Consider the following 22,319-nt stretch of genomic DNA (forward strand, 5'->3'; position numbering starts at 1 on the left):
AAATCCGTCCTGCCGGACAGATTGAGGATGCCCTTGCCTGCTGCGGAGTGCCGGGGCACTCCCTCGGGCGGTTGCCGCTCTTTTTCATTCTTACTCTATTTTGGTTTCCGCCTGCAAAGTAACAGCCCTTTTCCCGTCCGGACACCATGCCCGGATGCGACAAACCTACGGGTGGAAAGACAATGCACGACACACTGATAATCAAACGGATAAACTACCGGTATTTTGATATTCCTTTGCGCCGTGGAAGCGGTGAAACGACTGTCCGGATAGACAAGGAAACAACCGGATAGCCGACCGGACGGACAGCCGAACGGCTGACGGTCTTGCTGGACAAAAGGACGGACAACCGGATAACCAGCCGGACGATTGGCTAAACAACCAAACGGCTAAATAACTAAACGGCTAAACGGTCAAACGGTTGGACAGCCGGATGATTGAATGGACAGCCGGATGCCGGGCTGAATGTATGACCGGATGCCTGAACGAATGAACGGACGAATGAATGAACGGCAGAGTGGCTGAAAAGCTGACTGATTGAGTGAACAGAGAAGCGGCTGCACGGGCGGCCGGATGAATAACCAACAGAATGACGATATGGACAGACAGACATTGAACGTGGCTTTCGCCACACAGAAAGGCGGCAGCGGCAAGACGGCTATCACGGTGTTGGTGGCGGGCTACCTGCACTACCGCTTGGGGTGTCCGCTGGCGGTGATCGACTGCGACTTCCCGCAGTACAGCCTGTACGAGATGCGGGAACGGGACAGCCGGGCGGTACTGGAGAACGAATACCTGAAACGGGCGGCTTACGAACAGATGCGGCAGCCGGGGCGTGCCGCCTATCCGGTGCGCAAGTGCCGGGTGGAGCAAGCCCCCGACACGGCAAGGGAGCTGGCGGCGGAAGGCTGCTACGACCTGCTCTTCTTCGACCTGCCGGGCACGGTGAACTCGGCGGGCATCCTGCGCACGATCGCACAGATGGACTACATCTTCGCCCCGGTGAGTGCGGACAAGGCGGTATTGGAGAGCACGCTCTCCTTCCTCGACGTGCTGCAACGGATGATGCTGGGCAAAGAGACGAGCCGCCTGAAGGGGCTTTACCTTTTCTGGAACCAAGTCGATAAGCGGGAAACGAGCGGGCTGTACGAGAAGTACGGGCAGGTAGTCGCCGACATGAGGCTGCCGATGCTGCAAACCCGCATCCCCGACACGAAACGCTTCCGCAAGGAGGCGGACAGTACGGGACGGACGGTGTTCCGCTCCACGCTGCTGGCTCCCGACAGGCGGATGCTGGCAGGCAGCGGCATCCCCGAACTGACCCGTGAGATAGCAACCATCCTCAAACTGGAAGGCTATGAAGAAGCAGCGGAATGAGAAGCCCATCGACGAGGAGCTGCTGATGCGGATGATGGCGGGCGAGGCGGCGGGAACGGGAGAACCGGGAACCGGAAAGGGGGAAACTGCCGTGCCGGTGGAAAAGGCGCAGGAAGGGAAGGCGGCGGACACAAGACGGCGCAAGGGAAGGCAGGCGGACTACGAGACGACCTTCTTTAAAGGCATGGACATCCCCGCCCGTTACGGCAAGCCGGTCTATGTGCGCCGTGAGTACCACGAGCGCATCGCCAAAATTTCGGTGATGCTGACGGGCGGCAAGGTGTCGCTCTCGGCATACATCGACAACGTGCTGGCACAGCACTTCGAGCAATACCGGGAGGAGATCGAGGCGGCATACGCCGGGAAACTGGAGAACCTCTTTTAAAAAGGAAGGAGGAAACGGCATGATACTGAAATTATCGCTCACCGTCCTGCTGCTCTATTACCTCGCCGTGCTGTGGAAATACTACCGGCAGGACATCGCCGGGATATTCGGGACAGCGGAGACGGACGAAGACACGGACGGAACGGGAAAGGAACCGGGGCAACCGGGTGAGCCGTACACGGTCATGGGAGAAAGCACCTACCTGCCCTTCGGAGCGGAGGACGGGGAGGAAGCGGTAGCCGGAGCCGTGGACGAACTCGCAGCGGAGGACGACGGGGCGGACTACTCCGACATCGAGCCGGAGGAGGACGAGGAGGAAACGGACTATGAACCCACGCCGGAGGAGATCCGGGAACTGGAGGAGGAAGAGGAATTAGGGGCTTATTACCCGGACGGCAACCCTGACTTCGCCACGGGGTACTCCTTCGATGACCTGAAAAAGGTGCGCCGGGTACTGGTGTCGGACAATGCGGACGAAAAGGCGGAGCGGGAAGCCCGTGAGGTGCTGCCGTCCGTGATGGGATCGGACATCTGGGAGGCGATGCTGGACGAGTTCGAGGGCGCACGTAAGCGTGTCGCCCGGCTGATGGACAACCATAATGTTTAATTAAAATTTTAAAGACAAATGAGACAAAAGAGAATCTTATTCACGGCGGCCTGCATACTCGCTGCCGTGGGCGCAATGGCGCAGGGAAACGGGCAGGCGGGTATCACCGAAGCCACGCAGATGGTCACCTCGTATTTTGAACCGGGGACGAAACTGATTTACGCCATCGGTGCGGTGGTCGGCTTGATCGGAGGGGTGAAAGTATATGGGAAGTTCAGCTCCGGCGACCCCGACACGTCGAAGACGGCGGCGAGCTGGTTCGGAGCCTGCATCTTCTTGATAGTAGCTGCCACTATCCTGCGTTCGTTCTTCCTGTAAAACAGCGACTATGGACATGGAAATCAACAAGGGGATCGGCAGGAACGTGGAGTTCAAGGGGCTGGAAAGCCAGTACCTCTTCATCTTCTGCGGCGGTCTGCTCGCCGTTTTCGTGGTGTTCGTCATCCTGTACATGGCGGGCGTGAACCAGTGGGTATGCATCGGCTTCGGCGTGGCTGCGGCTACGCTGCTGGTATGGCTGACCTTCCGGCTGAACGCCCGGTACGGCACGCACGGGCTGATGAAGGCAGCCGCCCGCAGGAGGCATCCGAGATACGTGGTGAACCGGCTGAAAATCCCCCGATTATTTATTTTTAAACACTGGCAAGAATGAAAAACGTAATGAAAGCGGCGACGCTCGAAAGCAAGTTCCCGCTGCTGGCGGTGGAGAACGGCTGCGTCGTGAGCAAGGAGGCGGACGTGACGGTCGCCTTCAGGGTGGAACTTCCGGAACTGTTCTCCGTTACAGGGAGCGAGTACGAGGCGATCCACTCGGCTTGGCACAAGGCGGTGAAGGTGCTGCCGGAGTATTCCATCGTACACAAGCAGGACTTCTTCATCGAGGAGAAGTACCGGCCGGAAACGGACAGGGACGACCTGAGCTTCCTGAGCCGGAGCTTTGAGAGGCACTTCAACGAACGCCCGTTCCTATCGCACACCTGCTACCTGTTCCTGACAAAGACCACGAAGGTGCGGAGCCGTCAGGAAAGCACGTTCTCCACCCTCTGCAAGGGCAGGCTTGTCCCCAAGGAGATAGAGGACCGGGAGACGGTTACGAGGTTCCTCGAAGCCGTCGGGCAGTTCGAGAAGATCATGAACGACAGCGGTTTTGTTACGCTGCGCCGCCTCACGACGGACGAGATCACTGGGACGGAAGCGGCGGCGGGCATCGTGGAGAAGTACCTCTCGCTCTCGCAGCACGACACGACGGTGCTGAAGGACATCCAGTTGAACCCGGAGGAGATGCGCATCGGCGACGACATCCTCTGCCTGCACACCCTCTCGGACACGGAAGACCTGCCGGGCAAGGTGGCGACGGACAGCCGTTACGAGCGGCTCTCGACCGACCGCTCGGACTGCCGGCTGTCGTTCGCCGCCCCGGTGGGCTTGCTGCTGGACTGCAACCACTGCTACAACCAGTACATCTTCATCGACGACCACGGGGAGAACCTGAAACGCTTCGAGCAGACCGCCCGGAACATGCACTCGCTCTCCCGCTACTCCCGCTCCAACCAGATCAACAAGGCTTGGATCGAGGAATACCTGAACGAGGCGCACTCGAAAGGGCTGACCTCGGTGCGCTGCCACTGCAACGTGATGGCATGGAGCGACGACAGGGAGGAACTCAGGCGCATCAAGAACGAGGTGGGCAGCCAGCTCGCCCTGATGGAGTGCAAGCCGAGGCACAACACGGTGGACGTGCCCACGCTCTTTTGGGCGGCGATACCGGGCAACGAGGGGGACTTCCCCTTCGAGGAGAGCTTCTACACGTTCATCCCGCAAGCCCTGTGCTTCTTCACCGAAGAGACGAACTACAAGGACTCGCTCTCACCCTTCGGCATCAAGATGGCGGACAGGATGACGGGCAGACCGCTGCATCTGGACATCAGCGACCTGCCGATGAAGAAAGGGGTGATCTCGAACCGCAACAAGTTTGTCCTCGGTCCGAGCGGAAGCGGCAAGTCGTTCTTCATGAACCACCTCGTGCGCCAGTATTACGAGCAGAACAGCCACCTCGTGCTGATCGACACGGGCAACTCGTACCAAGGGCTGTGCGAGCTGATACACCGCAAGACCAAGGGCGAGGACGGGATTTACTACACGTACACGGAGGAGAAGCCCATCAGCTTCAACCCCTTCTTCACGGACGACTACAAGTTCAGCGTGGAGAAGAAGGACAGCATCAAGACGTTGCTGCTGGCGCTGTGGAAGGGCGAGGACGAGAAAATCACGAAGACGGAGAGCGGCGAGCTGGGCAGTGCGGTGTCGGCGTACATCCGCCGGATACAGCAGAACCGGGACATCGTCCCCTCGTTCGACACCTTCTACGAGTACATGCTGAACGATTACCGGAAGGAGCTGGCTGCAAGGGACATCAAGGTGAGCCGGAAGGACTTCAACATCGACAACTTCCTGACCACACTCAGGCAGTATTACAAGGGCGGACGCTATGACTTCCTGCTGAACTCGAACGAGAACATCGACCTGCTGCACAAGCGGTTTATCGTATTTGAAATTGACAGTATAAAAGATAATGCCGAGCTGTTCCCCGTGGTTACGATCATCATCATGGAAGCCTTCATCAACAAGCTGCGCCGCCTGAAAGGGGTGCGGAAGATGCTGATCTGCGAGGAGGCTTGGAAAGCCCTTTCCTCGCCGAGTATGAGTGAGTATTTGAAATACATGTACAAGACCGTCAGGAAATATTTCGGCGAGGCGATTGTCGTCACGCAGGAGGTGGACGACATCATCTCGTCCCCCATCGTGAAGGAGGCTATCATCACCAACTCGGACTGCAAAATCCTGCTCGACCAGAAGAAGTACATGAACAAGTTCGACGGCATCCAGTCGATGCTCGGTCTGACGGACAAGGAGAAGTCGCAGATACTCTCCATCAACCTCGCCAACCATCCCGGACGGAAGTACAAGGAGGTGTGGATCGGTCTGAACGGGGTGCAGTCGGCGGTGTATGCCACGGAGGTATCGGCTGCCGAGTACCTGACCTATACCACCGAAGAGAGCGAGAAGACGGAGGTGTTCGCACTGGCGGAAGAGCTGGGCGGGGATTTGGAGCTTGCCATCAAGCGACTGGCGGAGACGAAGTATAAATAATGTACCGATGTGCTAACTGGGAGCGGCGGACAGGCTGCCGGACGGGTGGTTGATTGACCGGACGAACGGCTAAAGGGTCGGACGATTAACCAAACGGCTAAACGGTCAAACGGTTAAACAGTTAAACGGCTGGCTGGCTGAACGGCTGGATGTACAAACGGCTAAACGGAATGGAGAGAATAAAATTTTGTAAAACTTAAAAAAAACGGAATCAAGATGAGACGATTGAATTTAATCCTGCTGCTGTCGGCGGTGACGGTGGCGCTGGCGTTTGTCATTTCCTGCAAGGAGACAAATGCGGAACGGTTGGAAAAGATGTGCGGCGAGTGGGTCAGCACGGGCGGCAAGCCGCCCTTCACCCTCTGGGAAGAGGACGGCAAGTACCGTGTAACGGTCATGCACAGAAACCACAAGGGCGACAGTGAAGCGGAGACCTACCTCGTCCGGGAAACGGAAGGGGTGCTGTTCATCGAGACGGGCTTCGCCGTGATGATGGACTATGACCGGGAGAAAGACCACATCCGGCTGTCGCCGGGCGGAGAGTACAGGAGAAAGAGTGACGGAACCCTAAAACAGTAAGGACATGAGAACAATAAAGGCAATCATTCTGGGCGTGGCGTGCCTGACGGCAGGTGCGGCCAACGCCCAATGGGTCGTACACGACCCCGGCAATCTGGCGCAGGGCATCATCAACACAGCTAAGGAGATCGTGGAGACCTCCGCCACCGCACAGCACACGCTGGACGGCTTCAGGGAAACGGCGAAGATATTCGAGCAGGGGCGGAAGTATTACAATGCGCTAAAGGCGGTGCATGACGTGGTGAAAGGCGGAGTGAAGGTGAAGAAGTCCATCGGGCTGGTGGCGGACATCTCGGAAATCTACGTGCGCAACTACCAGAAGATGCTGGGCGACCCGAACTACACGCCGGACGAGCTGGAAACCATCTCGTTCGGGTACGCCAAGCTGTTGAGCGAGAGTGCGGACATCCTGCAAGATCTGAAGAACGTGGTGAACGTGACGGGGATGTCGCTCTCGGATGCCGAACGGCTGGCTATCATCGACCAGAGCTACAAGCGGCTGCTGGAGTACCGCAACCTCGTGCAGTATTATACGGACAAGAACATCTCGGTGAGCTACCTGCGGGCGAAGAAGAAAAAGGACGCCGACCGGGTGGTGGCTCTCTACGGGGATGCGGAAGACCGTTACTGGTGAGAGTGGCAATATATAATAATGTTCACGTACATAAATATAATATAGGACTATGTTGTTAGCGATAGACTTCACGAACCTGCATGAGATATTGCAGGTATTGTATCAGGACATGATGCCGCTCTGCGAGAAGCTGACGGGGGTAGCCAAGGGAATTGCCGGGCTGGGTGCGCTGTTCTACGTAGCCGCCAAGGTGTGGCAGGCGCTCGCCCGTGCCGAACCCATCGACGTGTACCCGCTGCTCCGCCCGTTCGCCATCGGGCTGTGCATCCTCTTCTTCCCCACCTTCGTCATCGGCACGATCAACACGGTGCTCTCGCCCGTGGTGAAGGGCTGCCACGGGATGCTCGAATCACAGACCTTCGACATGAACCGATACCGGGAGCAGAAGGAGACGCTGGAGAGGGAGGCGTTCCGCCGTGACCCGGAGAAGGCATATCTGGCGAGCAAGGAGGACTTCGACAAGAAGCTCGACGAGCTGGGCTGGTCGCCCAAGGACTTGAAGACGATGGCGGTGATGTACATCGACCGGACGGAATACAACATGAAGCGGAACATCCGGCTGTGGTTCCAAGAACTGCTCGAACTGCTGTTCCAGTCGGCTGCGCTGGTGATCGACACGATACGGACGTTCTTCCTGATCGCCCTTTCCATCCTCGGTCCGATAGCGTTCGCCCTCTCGGTCTATGACGGGTTCCAGAGCACGCTCACGCAGTGGATAACGAGGTACATCTCCATCTACATGTGGCTGCCCGTGAGCGACCTGTTCAGCTCGGTGCTGGCACGCATCCAAGTGCTGATGCTCACCCGTGACATCGAGGCGATGAGCGACCCGACCTTCATCCCGGACAGCTCGAACACGGTGTACATCATCTTTTTAATCATCGGGATATTCGGGTACTTCACCATCCCGACGGTCGCCAACTGGATCATCATGGCGGGCGGGGTGAGCCAAGCCAACCGTGCGATGAACCAAACCGCAAACAAGGTCGGCAACGTCGCCGCAGCGGGTGCGGGTGCCGCCGTGGGGAACATCGCCGGAAAAATCATCAAGTAGCGGCGGATGCCCCAAGAAAATGAGTCATAACGAATAAAAAACCGGAAACATGGAATTTAAGAGTTTGAAAAATATCGAAACGAGCTTCAGGCAGATACGGCTCTTCACGCTGGTATTCGCCTGCCTGTGCGCCGTGGTGACGGGCTTCGCCCTGTGGAAGTCGTACAGCTTCGCCGAGGCGCAGCGGCAGAAGATCTACGTGCTGGACAACGGCAAGAGCCTGATGCTGGCGCTCTCGCAGGACGTGCGGCAGAACCGCCCGGTGGAGGCACGGGAGCACGTGCGCCGCTTCCACGAGCTGTTCTTCACGCTCTCGCCCGACAAGTCGGCTATCGAGGGCAATATCAAACGCTCGCTGCTGCTGGCGGACAAGAGCGCCTTCAACTACTACAAGGACCTCTCGGAAAAGGGGTATTACAACCGGATAATCTCGGGGAACATCAACCAGATGATAGAGATAGACAGCCTGCGGTGCGACTTCGACAAGTACCCGTACAGCGTGCGGACGTTCGCCCGGCAGATCATCCTGCGGGAAAGCTCTGTTACGGAGCGCAGCCTTGTGACCCGCTGCCGCCTGCTGGATGCGGTCAGGAGCGACAACAACCCGCAGGGCTTCATCATCGAGGGGTTCGAGATCACGGAGAACAAGGATTTGCAGACCCTCAAACGCTGACGGCTATGATAAGGAAATTCATCACAAAGGCGCAGGATTGGGCGGACGGGAAGCTCCGCCGCCTCGCCGGGCGTATCTCGCCCGACATGCGTGTGGCAATCATCCTCGTGACGCTGGTGGCGTTCGGCTCACTGTCGGTCTATATGACCGTCTCCTCCATCTACCGCATCGGCAGGAACGACGGGAAGGAACTGGGGATAGAGCATATTAGGCGCCTGCAATTACCCAATGACAGTATTATCAACCCTTTTGAAAGCGGACGGTATGGGACTGGTGGAGAAGTTGAGTGAGTGGCTGCTCCGCCGGGAACGGAAGGCTGCGCACCTGCGGGCGGACAACCGGGCAAGTCCCACGGCATCGCTCAAACGGGAACGGAAGGAACCGCCTGGCAAGCGGCAAACCGGGGAGACAGGCAGAAGGAAGCCTCCGGGGAGGAGAATCAGAATGTAGGACAACCATAAATTTTTGACATGATGGAAGAACAGAACCAAGAAAAAGCAACGGCAACGCAGCACGTGACGGTGGCGGATGCCGCAGCCCCGGAGACGGGGAACGGAAAGAAGGAGGACAAGGGCGGCGGGAAAAAGGAGAAGAAGACAGCCAAGCCGCTCACGCCGAAACAGTTGCAGCAACGGAAGAAGCTGATGGTATATCCGCTGATGGGCTTGCTGTTCCTCGGCTCGATGTGGCTGATATTCGCACCTTCGGAGGAGCGGGACGTGAACCGGGACACCGTGGGGGCGTTCAACGCCGACATCCCCCTGCCGGAGAATGACGGGATCATCGGCGACAAGCGGAAAGCCTACGAGCAGGCGCAGGCAGAGAAACAGCAGGCGGAGAAGGTGCGCTCGCTGGAGGACTTCGCCTTCTCCGAAGAGAGCGATATGGACGGGGTGGAAATGGAACTGCCGGACAGCGAGCCGGAACGGGAACCGTTCAGGGACTATTCGGACAATGGCGGCGGCAGCCGTTCTTCCGTTACCGCCTACCGGGACATCAACCGTCAGCTCGGCTCGTTCTACGAGGAACCGAAGGTGGACGGGGAAAAGGAGGAGCTGAAAAGGCAGGTGGAGGAGTTGACCGCCAAGCTGGAAGAAAGGGAACGGCAGGCGGGCGGAATCGATGATCAGGTGGCGCTGATGGAGAAGAGCTACGAGCTTGCCGCCAAGTACATGGGACAGAACGGGAAGGACGGCGCAGCCGTGCAGAACGACAACAGTCCAAGACAGCCCGCCGTGGCGGTGCAGGTGGCACGGGAGCGGACGGTATCGGGGCTGCAACAGCCCCTGAGCGATGCGGAGTTCATGCGGCGGTACAGCCAGCCGAGGAACTACGGCTTCAACACGGCGGTAGGCAGCGGGTACACTATGGGGAAGAACACGATACGGGCGTGCATCCACGGAGATCAGACGATTATGGACGGACAGACGGTGAAGCTCAGGCTGCTCGAACCGCTGCAAGCGGGAAACCTTGTGATTCCGCAGAACACGCTCGTTGCGGGTACGGGAAAGGTACAGGGAGAACGGCTGGATATTGTGGTGTCGTCCATCGAATACCGGGGGAACTTGCTGCCCGTGGAGCTGGCGGTGTATGACAGTGACGGGCAGAAAGGCTTGTCTGTCCCTTCATCACTGGAACAGGAAGCGGCAAAGGAGGCGATGGCGAACATCGGCGGCGGGTTGGGAACGAGCATCTCGTTCGCACGGAGCGCCGGACAGCAGGTGGCGATGGACATCACCCGTGGGCTGATGCAGGGCGGCAGCCAGTACCTTGCCAAGAAGTTCCGCACGGTAAAGGTGCACCTGAAAGCGGGGTATGAGCTGATGCTTTACGCCAAACAACAATAGATCGACAGATTATAAAACCATTAAAAAGAAAGGACAAATGAAAAAGATTTTTGGATGGGTCGCCCTGCTTATGGGCATGGTGACGGGTGCGAACGCACAAGTGAATGATACGATACAGCGGGTTACGGGCAACGACCTGTATCAGGGGATTACACGGAAGCTACCCTACCGGCAGATGGTTACGCCCCACGGGGTGCAGGTGACGTTCGCCAAGACGGTGCATATCATCTTCCCCTCGGCGGTGCGGTACGTGGACTTGGGAAGCAATTGGATTATCGCCGGGAAAGCGGACGGTGCGGAGAACGTGATCCGGGTGAAGGCGACCACCGAGGGGTTTCCGGGGGAAACGAACTTTTCCGTTATCTGCGAGGACGGAAGTTTCTATTCGTTCAATGCCCGGTATGCGCATGAGCCGGAGATGCTGAACATCGAGATGAAGGATTTTTTGGAGAACGGGAACACGACGGACTTTTCGCATACCCGCATGAACCTCCATTTCCGGGAACTGGCAGGCGAAAGCCCGCTCTTGGTGAAGCTGATCATGCAGAGCATCTACAAGGAGGACAGGCGGGAGATCCGGCACTTGGGCTGCAAACGCTTCGGGGTGCAGTTCCTCCTGAAATCCGTCCACTCGCACAACGGGCTGTTCTATTTCCACACGGAAACGAGGAACAGGTCGAACGTGGCTTTCCGGACGGACTTTATCCGGTTCAAGGTCGTGGACAAGAAAGTGCCGAAGCGCACCGCCATTCAGGAACGGGTGATCGACCCGGTGCGCAGCTACAACGAGGTGCTGGTGACGGAGGGGAAAAGCGACGTGCGCACGGTGTATGCCGTCCCGCAGTTCACCATACCGGACGACAAGCTGCTGGTCATCGAACTGTTCGAGAAGGACGGCGGTAGGCACCAGACCATCCGGGTGGAGAACGCCGACCTCGTGGCGGCAAAACAGATTAACGAACTGAAAATCAAGTAAGCGATGAAAAGGTTACTGTTCATTATCCTGCTTTTCGGGGTGTGCCTGCATGTGAACCGGGCACACGCCCAACGGTGCCTGCCCGGAATGAGGGGCATACAGCTCACGGGCGGGCTGTCGGACAACATGCGCTGGAAAAACGGCGACGGCTTCGGCTACCACGCCGGGATAGCGGTGAGCACCTACACGAAGAACGCCCACCATTGGGTGGTCGGTGTGGAATACTTGGAGAAGCGGTACGGCTACCGGGACTGCCTCTATCCGGCGAGCCAGTTCACGGGCGAGGGCGGCTATTACCTGAACTTCCTTTCCGACCGGAAGAAGACGTTCTTCGCCGCACTGGGACTGTCCGCCCTTGCCGGGTACGAGACGGTGAACTGGGGCGAGAGCCTGCTGCCGGACGGCTCCCGGCTCACGGATGAGGACAATTTCATCTACGGGGGTGCGCTCACGCTGGAGCTGTCCGCCTACGTGACGGACAAGATTGTCTTGCTGGTAAACGGTCGCCAACGGGTGCTGTTCGGCGGCGACTGCGGGAAATTCCACACGCAGGTCGGCGTGGGAATCCGCTTCATGATTCGATAACTGCTATATAATATAATTGTATATGAGGACAATGATTTATAGAATATTCACGGGCTGCTACATCGTGGCCGCCCTCGTGCTGGTCGCAGCCTGTAATGACGGGCTGGATATTCAGACGAAATACCTGTTCACGGTGGAGACGATGCCCGTCCCGAAGGAGCTGAAAGTGAACGAGACGGCGGAGATACGGTGCGAGCTGAAACGGGAAGGACGCTGGGAGGACGCCCGGTACACGATCCGCTGGTTCCTCTTCGACGGGGAAGGCACGCTCAAACTGGATGACGGCACGGTGCTGCTGCCCAATGACCGCTACCCGCTGGAGAAAGAGACGTTCCGGCTCTATTACACCCGGCTGTCGGACGAGCAGAGCAGCTTCACCGTCTGGGTGGAGGACTCGGACGGTCAGGCGGTCGAGCTGGAATACGACTTCAATGCGGACAACGACAAGGAGGACGGGGATGGAAGTGGAACTGGGAAAGAGTGAGGTGCCGGCTTTGGCGGAATTGAAAGACCTGTGCCGGCACGAGTGCACCGCAGAGCGGTACGCCGATACCGTCAGGGAGTTCGGATGGTCGCTGGAACATGTGCTGGAGGACATGAAAACCCCGGAGATGTGCCGCCGTGCGCTGGAAGCGAGTGCGGAACTCGGTTACGGGCATCTGGCATTGCTGCACCATATCCCGTTCGCAGAGGTCTGCATGGAAGCCATACGGGACTGGTACGGCGAGGGCAGAGCCGATCTTTACGAGGTGGCTTCGGCAATCCGACCGGAGGTGTTCGACGGGAAGATGGCGGATTTTCTGGTGGCGGAGGACGGCAGGTGCCTGTCCCTGCTGCTCGTCCACCTGCAAACGCCGGAGCTGTGGCGGAAATGCGCCGAACATAACTGGATGTCATTCGTGATGATTCCGTGGAGGGAACGGTCGCTGGAAGCGTGCCTGACGGCGTACCTGAACTATCCCAGGATGATCCATGCCCATCCCCATGTCGTGCCGCAACCGGTGGACAGCTATTACAACGTGTACTCGCTGTGCCGCCTGATGGAGCAGATGACGGGCGAGAAATTCACCTGCGGGCAGATGGCGGACTTCTACGGGGGAAAGCGGATGGCGGTCAAGTGCATCGAGGTGCCCGATGGTTTCCTGAAAGACCGTGAGGTACTTTCGACCGGCAGAAAGAGACGTTCCGCATCGCCCCTCTCAGCCAGCGGCAGGAGCAGAGGCAGCAGGAACAGCAAGAGCCGGAACGGAACGACGCACCCAAGAGGCGCAACGGAATGAAAATATGAGACAACCTATCTAAAAAAACAGAAACATGGAACAAGAAGAAAGAATGTATCAGGTACCTCTGGAGATGATATGCAGGCACGACCGCACGGCGGAGGTGTGCCGTGCCGCCGTTGAAGAGGACGGCTGGCAGCTGGAGAACGTGCCCGAAGAGATGAAGACACCGGAACTGTGCCGGAAGGCGCTGGAAACGGAAGCGGGATTCGGGAACGACTTCCACCGGGGGCTGGTTCAGCATATCCCTTTTGCGGAGGTGTGCATGGAGGTGCTGAAGGAGTGCCGGGAGAATAACCCGGAAGAACTCTACGGGGTGGCGGTGGCTATCCGCCCGGAGGTGATGAATGGCGAAATGGCGGACTTCCTGCTGCCGCTGGACGGCAGGTGTATCAGCATCCTGCCCGTGCACCTGCAAACACCGGAGCGGGTGCGGGTGGCGGTGGAAACGTCGGGGATGTCCGCCGTCGGGCGTGGCGGAGTGCCGAAAAGCCTGCTCACGCCCGATGTGTATGTCAGGTGCGCCGCCCACAGTCGGGAGTCGCTGATGATGATCCCGTGGGCGGAACGCTCGCCGGAGGTCTGCCTAATGGCGAAGACGCTGTACCCGGACATAGTGAAGAATCACCCGGAGTTCGTGCCGGAGAGCGTGCATAACCAAGACAGCATCTACACGCTGAACAGCCTGATGGAAAGCCTGACGGGGGAAAAGTTCAGCTACCGGCAAATGACGGACTTCTACAACGGGAAGCCGCTGAATGTGAAACGGATGGAAACGCCGGGCGGCGTGCAGAAGGACAAGTCGGTGAAGTTCGACAAGGAGACGGGAGGCTTCTCCTTCTCCGACATCCGGCAGGAGCGAAAACGGGGATTGAAGATGTAGCGTGAGCCGGACGAAATGGAAAGCATCATTCAGGATGCTTTCCATATCCGCCCTGCCGCCTTCCGGTTTCTTTTGCTTCTTGTTCTTTTCCCGCCCCGCTCACGAAAGAAAAGAAGTGCGAAACGGATAGCGAACAAAAAAAGGGACGCTTAAAGCATCCCCTCGTCCATGTAGCTAAGGTAGGCGTCCTCGGTCAGTATGATGTGGTCTAAAAGCTGTATGCCGATTGCCTCGCAGCCTTTCTTCAACTGGCTGGTCAGGTTGTTGTCCGGCGTGCTCGCCACGGTCGAGCCGGAAGGGTGGTTGTGCGAGAGGATGATTCCCGAGGCATGAGAGACGAGAGCCGTCTGGAGGACGATGCGTATGTCCACCACCGTACTGTTCATGCCGCTGCGTGAGACGCACGAAACGCCCAGCAGTCTGCCTGCGCCGTTCAGGTACATCGCCCAGCACTCCTCGTGGTGCTGCATACAGTCCTCGTAGAAAGTCTTGAGGATGTCGTAAGACTCCTTGGAAGAGTGGATTCTAACTCTCTTGGATGCGTCAGCGTCCTTGTAACTTACGGTGATTTGAGGGAAAGACAGTGTATTCATAATGCAAAAAATTAAAAGTGAAACATTTATTTTTTGCTTTGGGGCACGGGGAAAGAACGGACTTCATGCAAGGCTTTTGCGTGGAATACGACCCGAAGGTGTGGAGATTGTGCGCAAAACCAGCAGGTTCAGCCTTGCTACTTGTCCGTTTTTCCCTGTAGGTTTGCTAAAAAATGAGTGTGGAGCTTGGCTAAAAAATCCGGTGAGTCGAGGGGGTTCTTTTTGCTTCTTTGTCTTTTCCCGCCCACGGCTCACCGAAAGAAAAAGAAGTGCGTCCGAAAATGGGTCAATCCTTTCCCACGGGCGGGTAAAAAAAGAAGTCCGGGCGGATCGCTACCCGTCCCGGACTTCCGGCGATGAAACATAGAGGGGGAATGTTATGGCTTGATTTCCCCCGTTGCGATTAAATTCCCGTCCGAATAATACGCTATCTTCCCGTAGGTAAATCCCATGTCGGGAATGGCTACGAAAGCGATATAGTCCGAATACTCCCTGCCTTTGAGGTTCTTCCCGACAAGGTTGTTGAATATCATGGGGATGCTGCAACCGTCCTCGCTGTAAAGGACGGTTTTCCCGTTCTGTCTGATTTCCTGCTTCATGCCGTTTCTATGAAAAGTGTCCCGTCGATAAGGTACTCCCAATTATTCTTGTGGCTCTCGTCCGTGAAATATTCCTCGCTCTCGCAATACTCGCAATCGTCACGGCACGAGCGGAAGAAGTTTTCCAGACAGTCACGCATGAGTTCCTTGAAATTCCGTGTGTCGGGCGAGCGCATGAAGTCCATGAGGGGCTGCAAGATGATTTCGTCCGACACAACCCCCGTGAAGGGGCATTCGCAAGTGACGGAGATACGGCTCCTGCGTCTTTTCTTGCGGTCTTTCGTCCAATAGACCTTGGGCTTGTACAGCTCCGCATGGAAGTTGTTATAGAGGTAAGCCAGCAAGCGGACGCTCGAAAGCCTTTCGGTCTCCTCCTCGTGTCCGGTATGGAAACGGTAAGCGTATGTGCAACTGTCGTAACAGTAGTTGGTGCAGGCAATGCGGAAAAGGTTGCAGAAGGCTTCGAGCGTGTCGCAGTTCTCGGAAGCATACGGGTAATCGTTTCCCTTGGCAAGCCAGTCGGTATAGGCTTTTTGACGGGCTTCGTCCTCCAGTTCCGCAATGCCGAATAGTGTATAGGTTCTCTGTACGGTTCGCATAAGTTTGAAAATTTGAAAGTTTAAAAATCGGTTTCTTTGCGATCTTTCTTTTCCGCTACGGCTCACGAAAGAAAGTAGCGGGCGGATTTCTCCGCCCTGCCCTTTGTCTTTAGGCTGCAATCTCTTCGGGTTGCGGTTGTTCCTCGGGTTGCGTTACCTTGCGCTCCCTTGCCCGTTCCTGCACTAATAGGACGGCTTTCTTTTCCTCGATGCGCTGGTGACGTTTCTCGTACACCCCGTTGTACTCCCTTTCGATGTTGGCGAGTTCCTCCGGCATGTGCCTGCGTGCGAAGTCAAGCAAGAGGGTCGCCACGGTGTAATCGGTAACTTTGTCTCGTCAAAAATCGGAAAAGTAAAATCGACATGATTCTAAAAAAAATAGCATTGTAATTTTGTGGTGCGAACTACTAATTACAATGCTATGACCGAGACTTCCCAATTAAAGAAGTATCTGATGTGGTACAAAGTTAACGAATTATTTTCAGATGGCCTAAATAAGACACAAATAGGTCAATCCTTAGGTCTTCACCGTCAAACGGTGGCCAAGTATCTGTCCATGACAGAAGAAGAGTTCATTTCCAGCCAGAGCTATGACCGTCATTACGGTCATAAACTTGACGGCTATGAATCTTATGTAGTCAATGAGTTGCGCAAGTGGCCTTTTTTGTCCGCTCCGCAACTCCATGACCGCTTGAAAGAGCATTTTTCGGATCTTCCCTGCGTAACCCCCAAAACGGTCTTCAACTTCGTCAACCGGTTGCGTTTAACGCACCATCTTCCCAAGGAGTTTGAAAAGAGTTACCGCCCCTACGAGAAGCAACCCGAGACTCCCTATGGCGAATACGCCCAATGCGACTTCGGTGAACGGTGGATGAAGACACTTCAGGGACAGTCTTTAAAAGTGTATTTCTTTGCGATGTGTCTGAGCCGCAGCAGGTATAAGTTCGTCTACTTTAGCCGTACACCGTTTACCACCGCTCTTGCTGTTTATGCCCATGAACTGGCTTTCGAGTTCTTCGGGGGAGTACCCCGAAAAATAGTTTATGACCAGGACAAGGTGTTTCTTGTCAATGAAAACCTTGGTGACCTGGTGCTTACCCGCGTTTTCCGCACCCTTGTCCGTGAACATGGCTTTGAACCCGTGTTCTGTCGCAAATCCGATCCCCAGAGCAAAGGTAAGATAGAGAATGTCGTCAAATATGTGAAATACAACTTCCTTCGCGGCCGCGAGTTGGTTGACATGGACCTGCTCAACAAGGAAGTCCTTGGCTGGTTGGAACGCACGGCCAACGGCACGGAACATCACGGCATACGTCGTGTCCCGTCTGAGGAGTTTGAGACGGAAAAAGGACACCTCATGCCTTATAAGGGAGTCCCGACTGTTCCTTGCGAAACCCTCTTGCCGCATCACGTGCGAAAGGACAACGTGATAACCTACCGGGGCAATTATTACAGCGTTCCCACAGGCACCTACCACGGCCATCAGACGCTGGTCTATATCGAAGAAAAAGAAGGCCGGCTATATATCTACAGCCATGAGACAGGCAAAACCCTTGCCGTTCACAAAATAAGCGGAGATAAGGGGCGTCTGGTAAGCAATACCTCCCACCGGCGTGACCGCGAAGCCTCGCTGGATGATTATGAGGCTTTTGTACGCAAAGAACTTCCCGCAAGCACGGTGATTGATACATATTTATTACAACTACGTGTGCATAAGGCCCGTAATTACCGCGACAACCTCCAGTTTATAGTCCGGCGCCACGCGGCATACTCGGACATCACGCTTACCGAAGCTTTTGACGAGTGCCTTAAAGCAGGTGTCTTCAACGGATGCAGCCTGATGGAGGTAGCCGAGACCCTCAGGATCCGTAAAGGAGAACCCCCCATTGAGGTCCGGACGGAAACCGAGCCGGTTCCCGGGGCTGATACATCCGCCATGATCCCCGAGAAAACAGACATATCCACCTTTAACACCCTTTTCGTATGATAACAAACGAACAAATCAAAAACCTGTGCTCGCGTCTGCGCCTGTACGCTCTGCCACGCCTGCTGGAATCAGAAGCTCATCTGGCGCAGGAGCAGGGAAAAAACCATGTCGAGTTCCTGCATGACCTGCTCTCCCGCGAGGTTCAGGAAAGAGACAGCAAGGACTTCCAACGGCGGCTGAAAGCGGCGGCCTTGCCGGCAAGACACGACCTCGACCTTTTCGACCACAACTACTCGCAAGGTATAACCGCACCAAGATTGCGTGAACTGCGCCGGCTGGGGTGGCTCGAACAGAATTACAACCTGATACTCATGGGACCTTCCGGAACAGGTAAGACCTTTATCGCCGCAGGACTTGTGTACGAAGCTGTGGGGCAGGGATACAAGGCGTATATGGTCACGATGGAGGATGTCATAAACACCATCAAGATGAAAACGCTGATGCCTTCGGCCATGAGCGCATACAACCGTCTGCTCAAAGCCGACTTGGTAGCCATCGATGACATAATGCTCTTCCCGGTGAAAAAAGAGGATGCCGCAGGATTCTTCAATCTGATCAACACGCTTCACGAGAAAGCCTCACTGATAATTACCACGAACAAGGCACCCACCGAATGGGCCAAAACGCTGGATGACGAAGTGCTGGCTTCAGCAATACTGGACAGGCTGTTATATCACTGCGAGGTCATAAAACTCACCGGGCAAAGCTACCGGATGGGAAACCGAAAATCCATTTTTGAAGAGGAAAAAGACACATCTTTGGCTGGGGGTACCCCCAGCCAAAGATGACCGACATTAAAATGTAATCAATAGTATAAACTGATAGTCTCTATTATTAGATGGTGATTTAACTTTACCGAAAAATGACGATTTAAAATTTGCTTATTACAAGGGGAGATCACCCATGCGGTATTAGAAGGGAAAATTGTATCCGCACCGAAAGGATACGATGCCTTCACGGGGATTGAAGCGGCCAGGGAGAAACTGGCTTGCGGGAATATCCGTCAGCAGATGGAAGAATTCGGTATCGAACTTGAGATCGTGCCGGTAAATACTGATTTTTTACTACGATGAAGGAATATTGCGTTTATTGGTTTGAAAACGGAGAACCGAGGCACGAGGTATTTTCCTGTCTGGACGGGGCGGAGATGTTTTCCTGCATGATAAGAGGACAGGACGGCGTGGAACACGTGGAAATATCCGAGGAAGATATTTCCGCTCCGGAGGAATTCCGGGAAATATGCCCCGGAGATTTCTCTTGAACATATGACATGGATCCGGGGGCCTTTTTTGCCGTAGCCTGGCGGTAAAGGGACCTTATCTGGTTGTAAAATCGGGCAGTGTCAACCATTTTTTCACCGATTAATCGCATACGCAAGATGAAAGCTCCACGGAAAATTTATACATGGACCAGTATCCTGCTTTTCGTGTGCTGTTCCCTTATTTTTCTTTCATGTGAAAAGGAAGAGCTCGGGGAAGCCATGGAAAATCGGAAAACGTTATTCATGTTTCTGCCGTGGTCCACTGACCTGACAGGCTATTTTTACACCAATATCGCAGATATGGAGGCGTGTGTAAGCAGAAGGGGGCTGGAGCATGAAAGAATTCTCGTGTTTATGTCCACGAGCTCTACGGAAGCCACGATGTTTGAGATCATACATTCCAAAGGAAAGTGCGATCGTAAAACGCTGAAAAGGTATGGCACTTCGGGGTTTACTACGGTGGAGGGCATAACGGGGATATTGAACGACGTGCAGGAATTTGCTCCTGCTCCGGTTTACGCTATGATCATAGGTTCCCATGGCATGGGATGGCTTCCCGTGGACGGTACACAGGCGGATTCCCTTTTCCGGATGAAAAAGCATTGGGAGTATCAGGAGCAGCCGCTGACACGCTATTTCGGGGGACTGACCCGGGAGTTCCAAACGGACGTGGGTACCCTGGCCCGGGGGATTGTAGGCGCGGGCGTCAAAATGGAGTATATCCTGTTTGACGATTGCTATATGTCATCCGTAGAGGTTGCCTATGAACTGAAAGAAGCCACAAGATTTCTTATAGCCTCTACCAGTGAAATGATGGCATACGGAATGCCTTACGCCACTGTGGGGGAGTTCCTGCTGGGAAATCCTGATTACGGATCCCTTTGCGAAGGATTCCACGACTTTTATTCAACCTATGAAATGATGCCCTGCGGGACACTGGCTGTGACAGATTGCTCTGAATTAGATAATATGGCTGCTATCATGAAAAGTATCAATGACAGGTATGTTTTCGATGATTCCCTACAAGGAGAACTCCAGGGACTGGACGGATACACCCCCGTCATCTTTTATGACTTTGCCGATTATGTCCTCACCCTCTGCTCTGACCCTGTCCTGACAGCCCGCTTCAGGGAACAGCTGGAGCGGCTTGTTCCCTATAAAACCCATACGGGTAAATTTTATTCCAGGACCAAAGGGCCCCTTCCCATACATACTTTCTCGGGTATAACGATCTCGGACCCGAGCACCAATCCCATGGCCTTACTGAAAGGTACGACCTCTTGGTACAAGGCCACACACGAATAACCCCGTGGAAAACGGACAGATGAAAATACCCGCGTATGACGCAAATATTCCCCTTTCTTCATAAAATTTCCGATAAGTTCGGACAGCATCGAAAATAATTCTACACGTATGTACCATATATAATTTTGCAGTGATATTTTTATTTACAGTTTATTCGGGGTAAAAAGGTCACGAGAAAATCAAAACTTCAATTACTCTCGAACCGGAATGTGACAAATCTACGAACAGGAGGACAAACGAGGATACCTAAGCCGTAAATTGCACGTTTCCAGCATTCATCCCATATCTTTACGTCCGGTTTCAATCGGAACCTTAAAAATATTCACCATTTAATTTTTTCAGATTATGGACGAACAACCGGACAGCAGCCAGCAGTTAATGGACATCCTGCTCGTCATGGACGAGAAAGGCACGCTCCAAGCCGTCAGCGGAGTAAAGGACGGCGAGTTACAGACCAAGAACCCACTGGAGGACAACAACGACCTCCTGCGGGTGGATCGCCACGGCGATATGTTTTCAAATTTCTTTTCCAACCTCTGGAGCCAGTTGAAAGATCCGACCCGCTTCCATTTCTTCCGTGTGCCGGAAGAGGAGGTGCAGCGGGTAGCCGCCGATTTCCGGCAGCGGGAGAGCCGGTCGGTCAAGACAGGTGAGCCGCTCCTCGCACAGTACGAGGTGCAGCCGCCCGTGCAGGCACAGCAGCAGACCCAAGCCGGGCAGCAGCAACAGCCGGAGGATGCGCCGCAGCAGTCCGCCGGGCAGACCGAACAGAACCCGCAGTACAAGTACCGCCCGGAGGACATCGACTGGAACAGCCTCGCTGCCCTCGGCGTGCAGCGGGAACAGATTGAGGGCAACGGGATGCTCGACCAGATGCTCCGGGGCTTCCAGACCGACAAGACCGTCCGGGTGCATTTCCACTTCGAGGGCATCTCGCACAGCAACGATAGCCAGCTCTCGCTCAAACCCGGCACGGACGGCAGGCTGACCGTTTGCAGCCACGGCATCCTCGACCCGGAGAAGATGCAGAAGCAGTTCTTCGGTTACGACATCACCGACTCCGACAAGCAGGTGCTCCGGCAGACGGGCAACATGGGGCACCCGGCGACCGTCACCAACCGGGCGGGCGAGCAGGTCGAAGCCCTTGTCAGCCGCAACCTCAAGACCAACGAGCTGGTCGCTTTCCCGCTCTCCAAGGTCAATATCCCGGCGGAGAAGAACGGGCATACCTTCACCCCGGACGAAATAGCCCGGCTCAAACAGGGCGAGGCGGTGGTCTGCCAGTTCCTTTCCAGAGCCAAGGAGGGGGAGCAACCCAAGATCTACCCGGCTCCCGTACAGTTCAGCGCAGCCAAGATGCAGCTCGAATTTCTCTTCGGCGACCGGGGCAAGCTGGCGATGGATGCGTACAAGACGAACCTGAAACAGACCGCCAATCAGGAGGTGCCGAAGACTTTCCGCAAGCAGGAGCTTACCGAGAAGTCCCGCCTCGAACTCGAAGCCGGGGGAACGGTCAAGGTCTCCGGTCTGGTGGACAAGAAAGGAAAAGCCTACCAAGGCTACATCACATGGAAGCCCGGCGAGAAGCCCGCCTTCATGTTTCCCAAGGACTACAAGGCGGCACTCGAAGAGGGGCGTGTCAAGCCCGCCGTGGAGAACGAGGTGCAGGTGGCGGTCAATTCCGAGGGCAAGACCGTAGAGGCGACCCGCAACCTGAAAGAAGCCCTGCAATCCGCACAGCAGCGCCCCACCGGGGAGCAGAAACAGCAGCAGGAGCGCAAGCAGGAGCAGAAAGAGGAACGGAAACAGTCACAGAAGCAGGAACAGCCCGACAAGCCCAAGCGCAGCCGGGGTGTCCGCCGCTGATTTCCCCCGCCACTCTGTAAATGAATTACACGGTTATCCCGTCCGGACGACGGGATAACTTTTGTCAAACCGTTAAATT

The 22,319-nt window shown here is 55.7% G+C and carries 27 protein-coding genes and 1 pseudogene; 23 read left to right on the top strand and 5 right to left on the bottom strand.

Annotated elements, in window-relative coordinates; all coding sequences use genetic code 11:
• Positions 1-397 precede the first annotated feature (397 nt).
• The gene (locus tag K6V26_RS27060; RefSeq protein WP_100721088.1) at positions 398-613 is read right to left on the bottom strand and encodes a hypothetical protein; all 216 of its coding nucleotides are present in this window, start codon (positions 611-613) and stop codon (positions 398-400) included.
• On the opposite strand from K6V26_RS27060, the gene K6V26_RS27065 reads away from it, so the two are divergent.
• The 18 genes from K6V26_RS27065 (at position 598) to K6V26_RS27150 (ending at position 14,030) form a co-directional block, all read left to right on the top strand.
• The gene (locus K6V26_RS27065) at positions 598-1,377 is read left to right on the top strand and encodes a ParA family protein (RefSeq protein ID WP_014299615.1); all 780 of its coding nucleotides are present in this window, start codon (positions 598-600) and stop codon (positions 1,375-1,377) included. The genes K6V26_RS27060 and K6V26_RS27065 overlap by 16 nt on opposite strands.
• On the top strand, positions 1,358-1,762 hold the full coding sequence (locus tag K6V26_RS27070; protein ID WP_009291502.1) for a DUF3408 domain-containing protein: 405 nt from the start codon (positions 1,358-1,360) through the stop codon (positions 1,760-1,762). The genes K6V26_RS27065 and K6V26_RS27070 overlap by 20 nt, the downstream gene beginning before the upstream one ends.
• 19 nt (positions 1,763-1,781) lie before the next feature.
• Positions 1,782-2,369 (top strand): DUF4122 family protein, encoded by a 588-nt coding sequence (locus K6V26_RS27075; RefSeq protein ID WP_009291501.1) that lies wholly within the window; start codon positions 1,782-1,784, stop codon positions 2,367-2,369.
• Positions 2,370-2,387: 18 nt separating this feature from the next.
• On the top strand, positions 2,388-2,687 hold the full coding sequence (locus tag K6V26_RS27080; protein ID WP_005647510.1) for a DUF4134 domain-containing protein: 300 nt from the start codon (positions 2,388-2,390) through the stop codon (positions 2,685-2,687).
• A gap of 10 nt (positions 2,688-2,697) precedes the next feature.
• Positions 2,698-3,021 (top strand): DUF4133 domain-containing protein, encoded by a 324-nt coding sequence (locus K6V26_RS27085; RefSeq protein ID WP_005647508.1) that lies wholly within the window; start codon positions 2,698-2,700, stop codon positions 3,019-3,021.
• Positions 3,018-5,519, top strand: coding sequence for a TraG family conjugative transposon ATPase (locus tag K6V26_RS27090; RefSeq protein WP_224264336.1), 2,502 nt, complete (start codon positions 3,018-3,020; stop codon positions 5,517-5,519). The genes K6V26_RS27085 and K6V26_RS27090 overlap by 4 nt, the downstream gene beginning before the upstream one ends.
• Before the next feature lie 216 nt (positions 5,520-5,735).
• On the top strand, positions 5,736-6,098 hold the full coding sequence (locus K6V26_RS27095; protein WP_009291498.1) for a DUF3876 domain-containing protein: 363 nt from the start codon (positions 5,736-5,738) through the stop codon (positions 6,096-6,098).
• A gap of 4 nt (positions 6,099-6,102) precedes the next feature.
• Complete coding sequence (locus tag K6V26_RS27100) at positions 6,103-6,732, top strand: DUF4141 domain-containing protein (RefSeq protein WP_009291497.1); 630 nt, start codon at positions 6,103-6,105, stop codon at positions 6,730-6,732.
• Between the two features lie 49 nt (positions 6,733-6,781).
• Positions 6,782-7,786 carry a conjugative transposon protein TraJ gene (gene traJ / locus K6V26_RS27105; protein ID WP_009041280.1) on the top strand — a complete coding sequence of 335 codons (1,005 nt, stop codon included), beginning with the start codon at positions 6,782-6,784 and terminating at the stop codon, positions 7,784-7,786.
• A 49-nt stretch (positions 7,787-7,835) separates the two neighbouring features.
• Positions 7,836-8,459, top strand: a complete 624-nt coding sequence (gene traK, locus K6V26_RS27110; protein ID WP_005647497.1) for a conjugative transposon protein TraK — start codon at positions 7,836-7,838, stop codon at positions 8,457-8,459.
• Between the two features lie 5 nt (positions 8,460-8,464).
• Complete coding sequence (locus tag K6V26_RS27115; protein ID WP_009041279.1) at positions 8,465-8,749, top strand: TraL conjugative transposon family protein; 285 nt, start codon at positions 8,465-8,467, stop codon at positions 8,747-8,749.
• A complete protein-coding gene (locus K6V26_RS27120; RefSeq protein ID WP_162470352.1) occupies positions 8,750-8,920 on the top strand; it encodes a hypothetical protein in 171 nt (56 codons plus the stop codon). It begins immediately after the preceding gene.
• 9 nt (positions 8,921-8,929) lie between these two features.
• Positions 8,930-10,306 carry a conjugative transposon protein TraM gene (gene traM, locus K6V26_RS27125; RefSeq protein WP_009041278.1) on the top strand — a complete coding sequence of 459 codons (1,377 nt, stop codon included), beginning with the start codon at positions 8,930-8,932 and terminating at the stop codon, positions 10,304-10,306.
• 37 nt (positions 10,307-10,343) lie between these two features.
• Positions 10,344-11,282, top strand: coding sequence for a conjugative transposon protein TraN (traN, locus tag K6V26_RS27130; RefSeq protein WP_009041277.1), 939 nt, complete (start codon positions 10,344-10,346; stop codon positions 11,280-11,282).
• A gap of 3 nt (positions 11,283-11,285) precedes the next feature.
• Positions 11,286-11,867, top strand: a complete 582-nt coding sequence (locus K6V26_RS27135) for a conjugal transfer protein TraO (RefSeq protein WP_009041276.1) — start codon at positions 11,286-11,288, stop codon at positions 11,865-11,867.
• A 22-nt stretch (positions 11,868-11,889) separates the two neighbouring features.
• Positions 11,890-12,351: a DUF3872 domain-containing protein gene (locus K6V26_RS27140; RefSeq protein ID WP_009291495.1), complete on the top strand. Its 462-nt coding sequence runs from the start codon at positions 11,890-11,892 to the stop codon at positions 12,349-12,351.
• Positions 12,326-13,147 carry a hypothetical protein gene (locus K6V26_RS27145; protein ID WP_009291494.1) on the top strand — a complete coding sequence of 274 codons (822 nt, stop codon included), beginning with the start codon at positions 12,326-12,328 and terminating at the stop codon, positions 13,145-13,147. Before K6V26_RS27140 ends, K6V26_RS27145 begins: the two co-directional genes overlap by 26 nt.
• 34 nt (positions 13,148-13,181) lie before the next feature.
• The gene (locus K6V26_RS27150) at positions 13,182-14,030 is read left to right on the top strand and encodes a hypothetical protein (RefSeq protein WP_009041238.1); all 849 of its coding nucleotides are present in this window, start codon (positions 13,182-13,184) and stop codon (positions 14,028-14,030) included.
• 149 nt (positions 14,031-14,179) lie between these two features.
• Here K6V26_RS27150 and K6V26_RS27155 read toward each other — a convergent pair whose 3' ends face one another.
• The 4 genes and pseudogenes from K6V26_RS27155 to K6V26_RS27170 form a co-directional block, all read right to left on the bottom strand.
• Positions 14,180-14,623: a JAB domain-containing protein gene (locus tag K6V26_RS27155; RefSeq protein ID WP_009041239.1), complete on the bottom strand. Its 444-nt coding sequence runs from the start codon at positions 14,621-14,623 to the stop codon at positions 14,180-14,182.
• 377 nt (positions 14,624-15,000) lie between these two features.
• Complete coding sequence (locus tag K6V26_RS27160; protein WP_009041240.1) at positions 15,001-15,222, bottom strand: DUF7688 family protein; 222 nt, start codon at positions 15,220-15,222, stop codon at positions 15,001-15,003.
• Positions 15,219-15,821 (bottom strand): hypothetical protein, encoded by a 603-nt coding sequence (locus K6V26_RS27165; RefSeq protein ID WP_009041241.1) that lies wholly within the window; start codon positions 15,819-15,821, stop codon positions 15,219-15,221. Before K6V26_RS27165 ends, K6V26_RS27160 begins: the two co-directional genes overlap by 4 nt.
• A 109-nt stretch (positions 15,822-15,930) precedes the next feature.
• Positions 15,931-16,137, bottom strand: a pseudogene (locus K6V26_RS27170) (ParB/RepB/Spo0J family partition protein); the annotation flags it as partial.
• Between the two features lie 138 nt (positions 16,138-16,275).
• Between K6V26_RS27170 and istA the strand changes: the two are divergent.
• The 5 genes from istA to K6V26_RS27195 all read left to right on the top strand — a co-directional run bounded on the left by istA (position 16,276) and on the right by K6V26_RS27195 (position 22,240).
• Positions 16,276-17,808 (top strand): IS21 family transposase, encoded by a 1,533-nt coding sequence (istA, locus tag K6V26_RS27175; RefSeq protein ID WP_224263457.1) that lies wholly within the window; start codon positions 16,276-16,278, stop codon positions 17,806-17,808.
• Complete coding sequence (istB, locus tag K6V26_RS27180) at positions 17,805-18,596, top strand: IS21-like element helper ATPase IstB (protein ID WP_224263458.1); 792 nt, start codon at positions 17,805-17,807, stop codon at positions 18,594-18,596. Before istA ends, istB begins: the two co-directional genes overlap by 4 nt.
• A gap of 281 nt (positions 18,597-18,877) precedes the next feature.
• The gene (locus K6V26_RS27185; RefSeq protein WP_008760199.1) at positions 18,878-19,069 is read left to right on the top strand and encodes a hypothetical protein; all 192 of its coding nucleotides are present in this window, start codon (positions 18,878-18,880) and stop codon (positions 19,067-19,069) included.
• Positions 19,070-19,186: 117 nt separating this feature from the next.
• Positions 19,187-20,374 (top strand): clostripain-related cysteine peptidase, encoded by a 1,188-nt coding sequence (locus K6V26_RS27190; protein WP_009291509.1) that lies wholly within the window; start codon positions 19,187-19,189, stop codon positions 20,372-20,374.
• A gap of 345 nt (positions 20,375-20,719) precedes the next feature.
• The gene (locus K6V26_RS27195; RefSeq protein WP_009040569.1) at positions 20,720-22,240 is read left to right on the top strand and encodes a DUF4099 domain-containing protein; all 1,521 of its coding nucleotides are present in this window, start codon (positions 20,720-20,722) and stop codon (positions 22,238-22,240) included.
• Positions 22,241-22,319: the final 79 nt, after the last annotated feature.

The sequence above is a fragment of the Parabacteroides goldsteinii genome (genome assembly GCF_020091425.1).
In the GTDB taxonomy this organism is placed as follows: domain Bacteria; phylum Bacteroidota; class Bacteroidia; order Bacteroidales; family Tannerellaceae; genus Parabacteroides; species Parabacteroides goldsteinii.

Coding starts and splice junctions, on each gene's coding strand:
- K6V26_RS27065 (WP_014299615.1), top strand. CDS start 598: ATGGACAGACAGACATTGAACGTGGCTTTCGCCACACAGAAAGGCGGC.
- K6V26_RS27060 (WP_100721088.1), bottom strand. CDS start 613: ATGTCTGTCTGTCCATATCGTCATTCTGTTGGTTATTCATCCGGCCGC.
- K6V26_RS27070 (WP_009291502.1), top strand. CDS start 1,358: ATGAAGAAGCAGCGGAATGAGAAGCCCATCGACGAGGAGCTGCTGATG.
- K6V26_RS27075 (WP_009291501.1), top strand. CDS start 1,782: ATGATACTGAAATTATCGCTCACCGTCCTGCTGCTCTATTACCTCGCC.
- K6V26_RS27080 (WP_005647510.1), top strand. CDS start 2,388: ATGAGACAAAAGAGAATCTTATTCACGGCGGCCTGCATACTCGCTGCC.
- K6V26_RS27085 (WP_005647508.1), top strand. CDS start 2,698: ATGGACATGGAAATCAACAAGGGGATCGGCAGGAACGTGGAGTTCAAG.
- K6V26_RS27090 (WP_224264336.1), top strand. CDS start 3,018: ATGAAAAACGTAATGAAAGCGGCGACGCTCGAAAGCAAGTTCCCGCTG.
- K6V26_RS27095 (WP_009291498.1), top strand. CDS start 5,736: ATGAGACGATTGAATTTAATCCTGCTGCTGTCGGCGGTGACGGTGGCG.
- K6V26_RS27100 (WP_009291497.1), top strand. CDS start 6,103: ATGAGAACAATAAAGGCAATCATTCTGGGCGTGGCGTGCCTGACGGCA.
- traJ (WP_009041280.1), top strand. CDS start 6,782: ATGTTGTTAGCGATAGACTTCACGAACCTGCATGAGATATTGCAGGTA.
- traK (WP_005647497.1), top strand. CDS start 7,836: ATGGAATTTAAGAGTTTGAAAAATATCGAAACGAGCTTCAGGCAGATA.
- K6V26_RS27115 (WP_009041279.1), top strand. CDS start 8,465: ATGATAAGGAAATTCATCACAAAGGCGCAGGATTGGGCGGACGGGAAG.
- traM (WP_009041278.1), top strand. CDS start 8,930: ATGATGGAAGAACAGAACCAAGAAAAAGCAACGGCAACGCAGCACGTG.
- traN (WP_009041277.1), top strand. CDS start 10,344: ATGAAAAAGATTTTTGGATGGGTCGCCCTGCTTATGGGCATGGTGACG.
- K6V26_RS27135 (WP_009041276.1), top strand. CDS start 11,286: ATGAAAAGGTTACTGTTCATTATCCTGCTTTTCGGGGTGTGCCTGCAT.
- K6V26_RS27140 (WP_009291495.1), top strand. CDS start 11,890: ATGAGGACAATGATTTATAGAATATTCACGGGCTGCTACATCGTGGCC.
- K6V26_RS27145 (WP_009291494.1), top strand. CDS start 12,326: ATGGAAGTGGAACTGGGAAAGAGTGAGGTGCCGGCTTTGGCGGAATTG.
- K6V26_RS27150 (WP_009041238.1), top strand. CDS start 13,182: ATGGAACAAGAAGAAAGAATGTATCAGGTACCTCTGGAGATGATATGC.
- K6V26_RS27155 (WP_009041239.1), bottom strand. CDS start 14,623: ATGAATACACTGTCTTTCCCTCAAATCACCGTAAGTTACAAGGACGCT.
- K6V26_RS27160 (WP_009041240.1), bottom strand. CDS start 15,222: ATGAAGCAGGAAATCAGACAGAACGGGAAAACCGTCCTTTACAGCGAG.
- K6V26_RS27165 (WP_009041241.1), bottom strand. CDS start 15,821: ATGCGAACCGTACAGAGAACCTATACACTATTCGGCATTGCGGAACTG.
- istA (WP_224263457.1), top strand. CDS start 16,276: ATGTGGTACAAAGTTAACGAATTATTTTCAGATGGCCTAAATAAGACA.
- istB (WP_224263458.1), top strand. CDS start 17,805: ATGATAACAAACGAACAAATCAAAAACCTGTGCTCGCGTCTGCGCCTG.
- K6V26_RS27185 (WP_008760199.1), top strand. CDS start 18,878: ATGAAGGAATATTGCGTTTATTGGTTTGAAAACGGAGAACCGAGGCAC.
- K6V26_RS27190 (WP_009291509.1), top strand. CDS start 19,187: ATGAAAGCTCCACGGAAAATTTATACATGGACCAGTATCCTGCTTTTC.
- K6V26_RS27195 (WP_009040569.1), top strand. CDS start 20,720: ATGGACGAACAACCGGACAGCAGCCAGCAGTTAATGGACATCCTGCTC.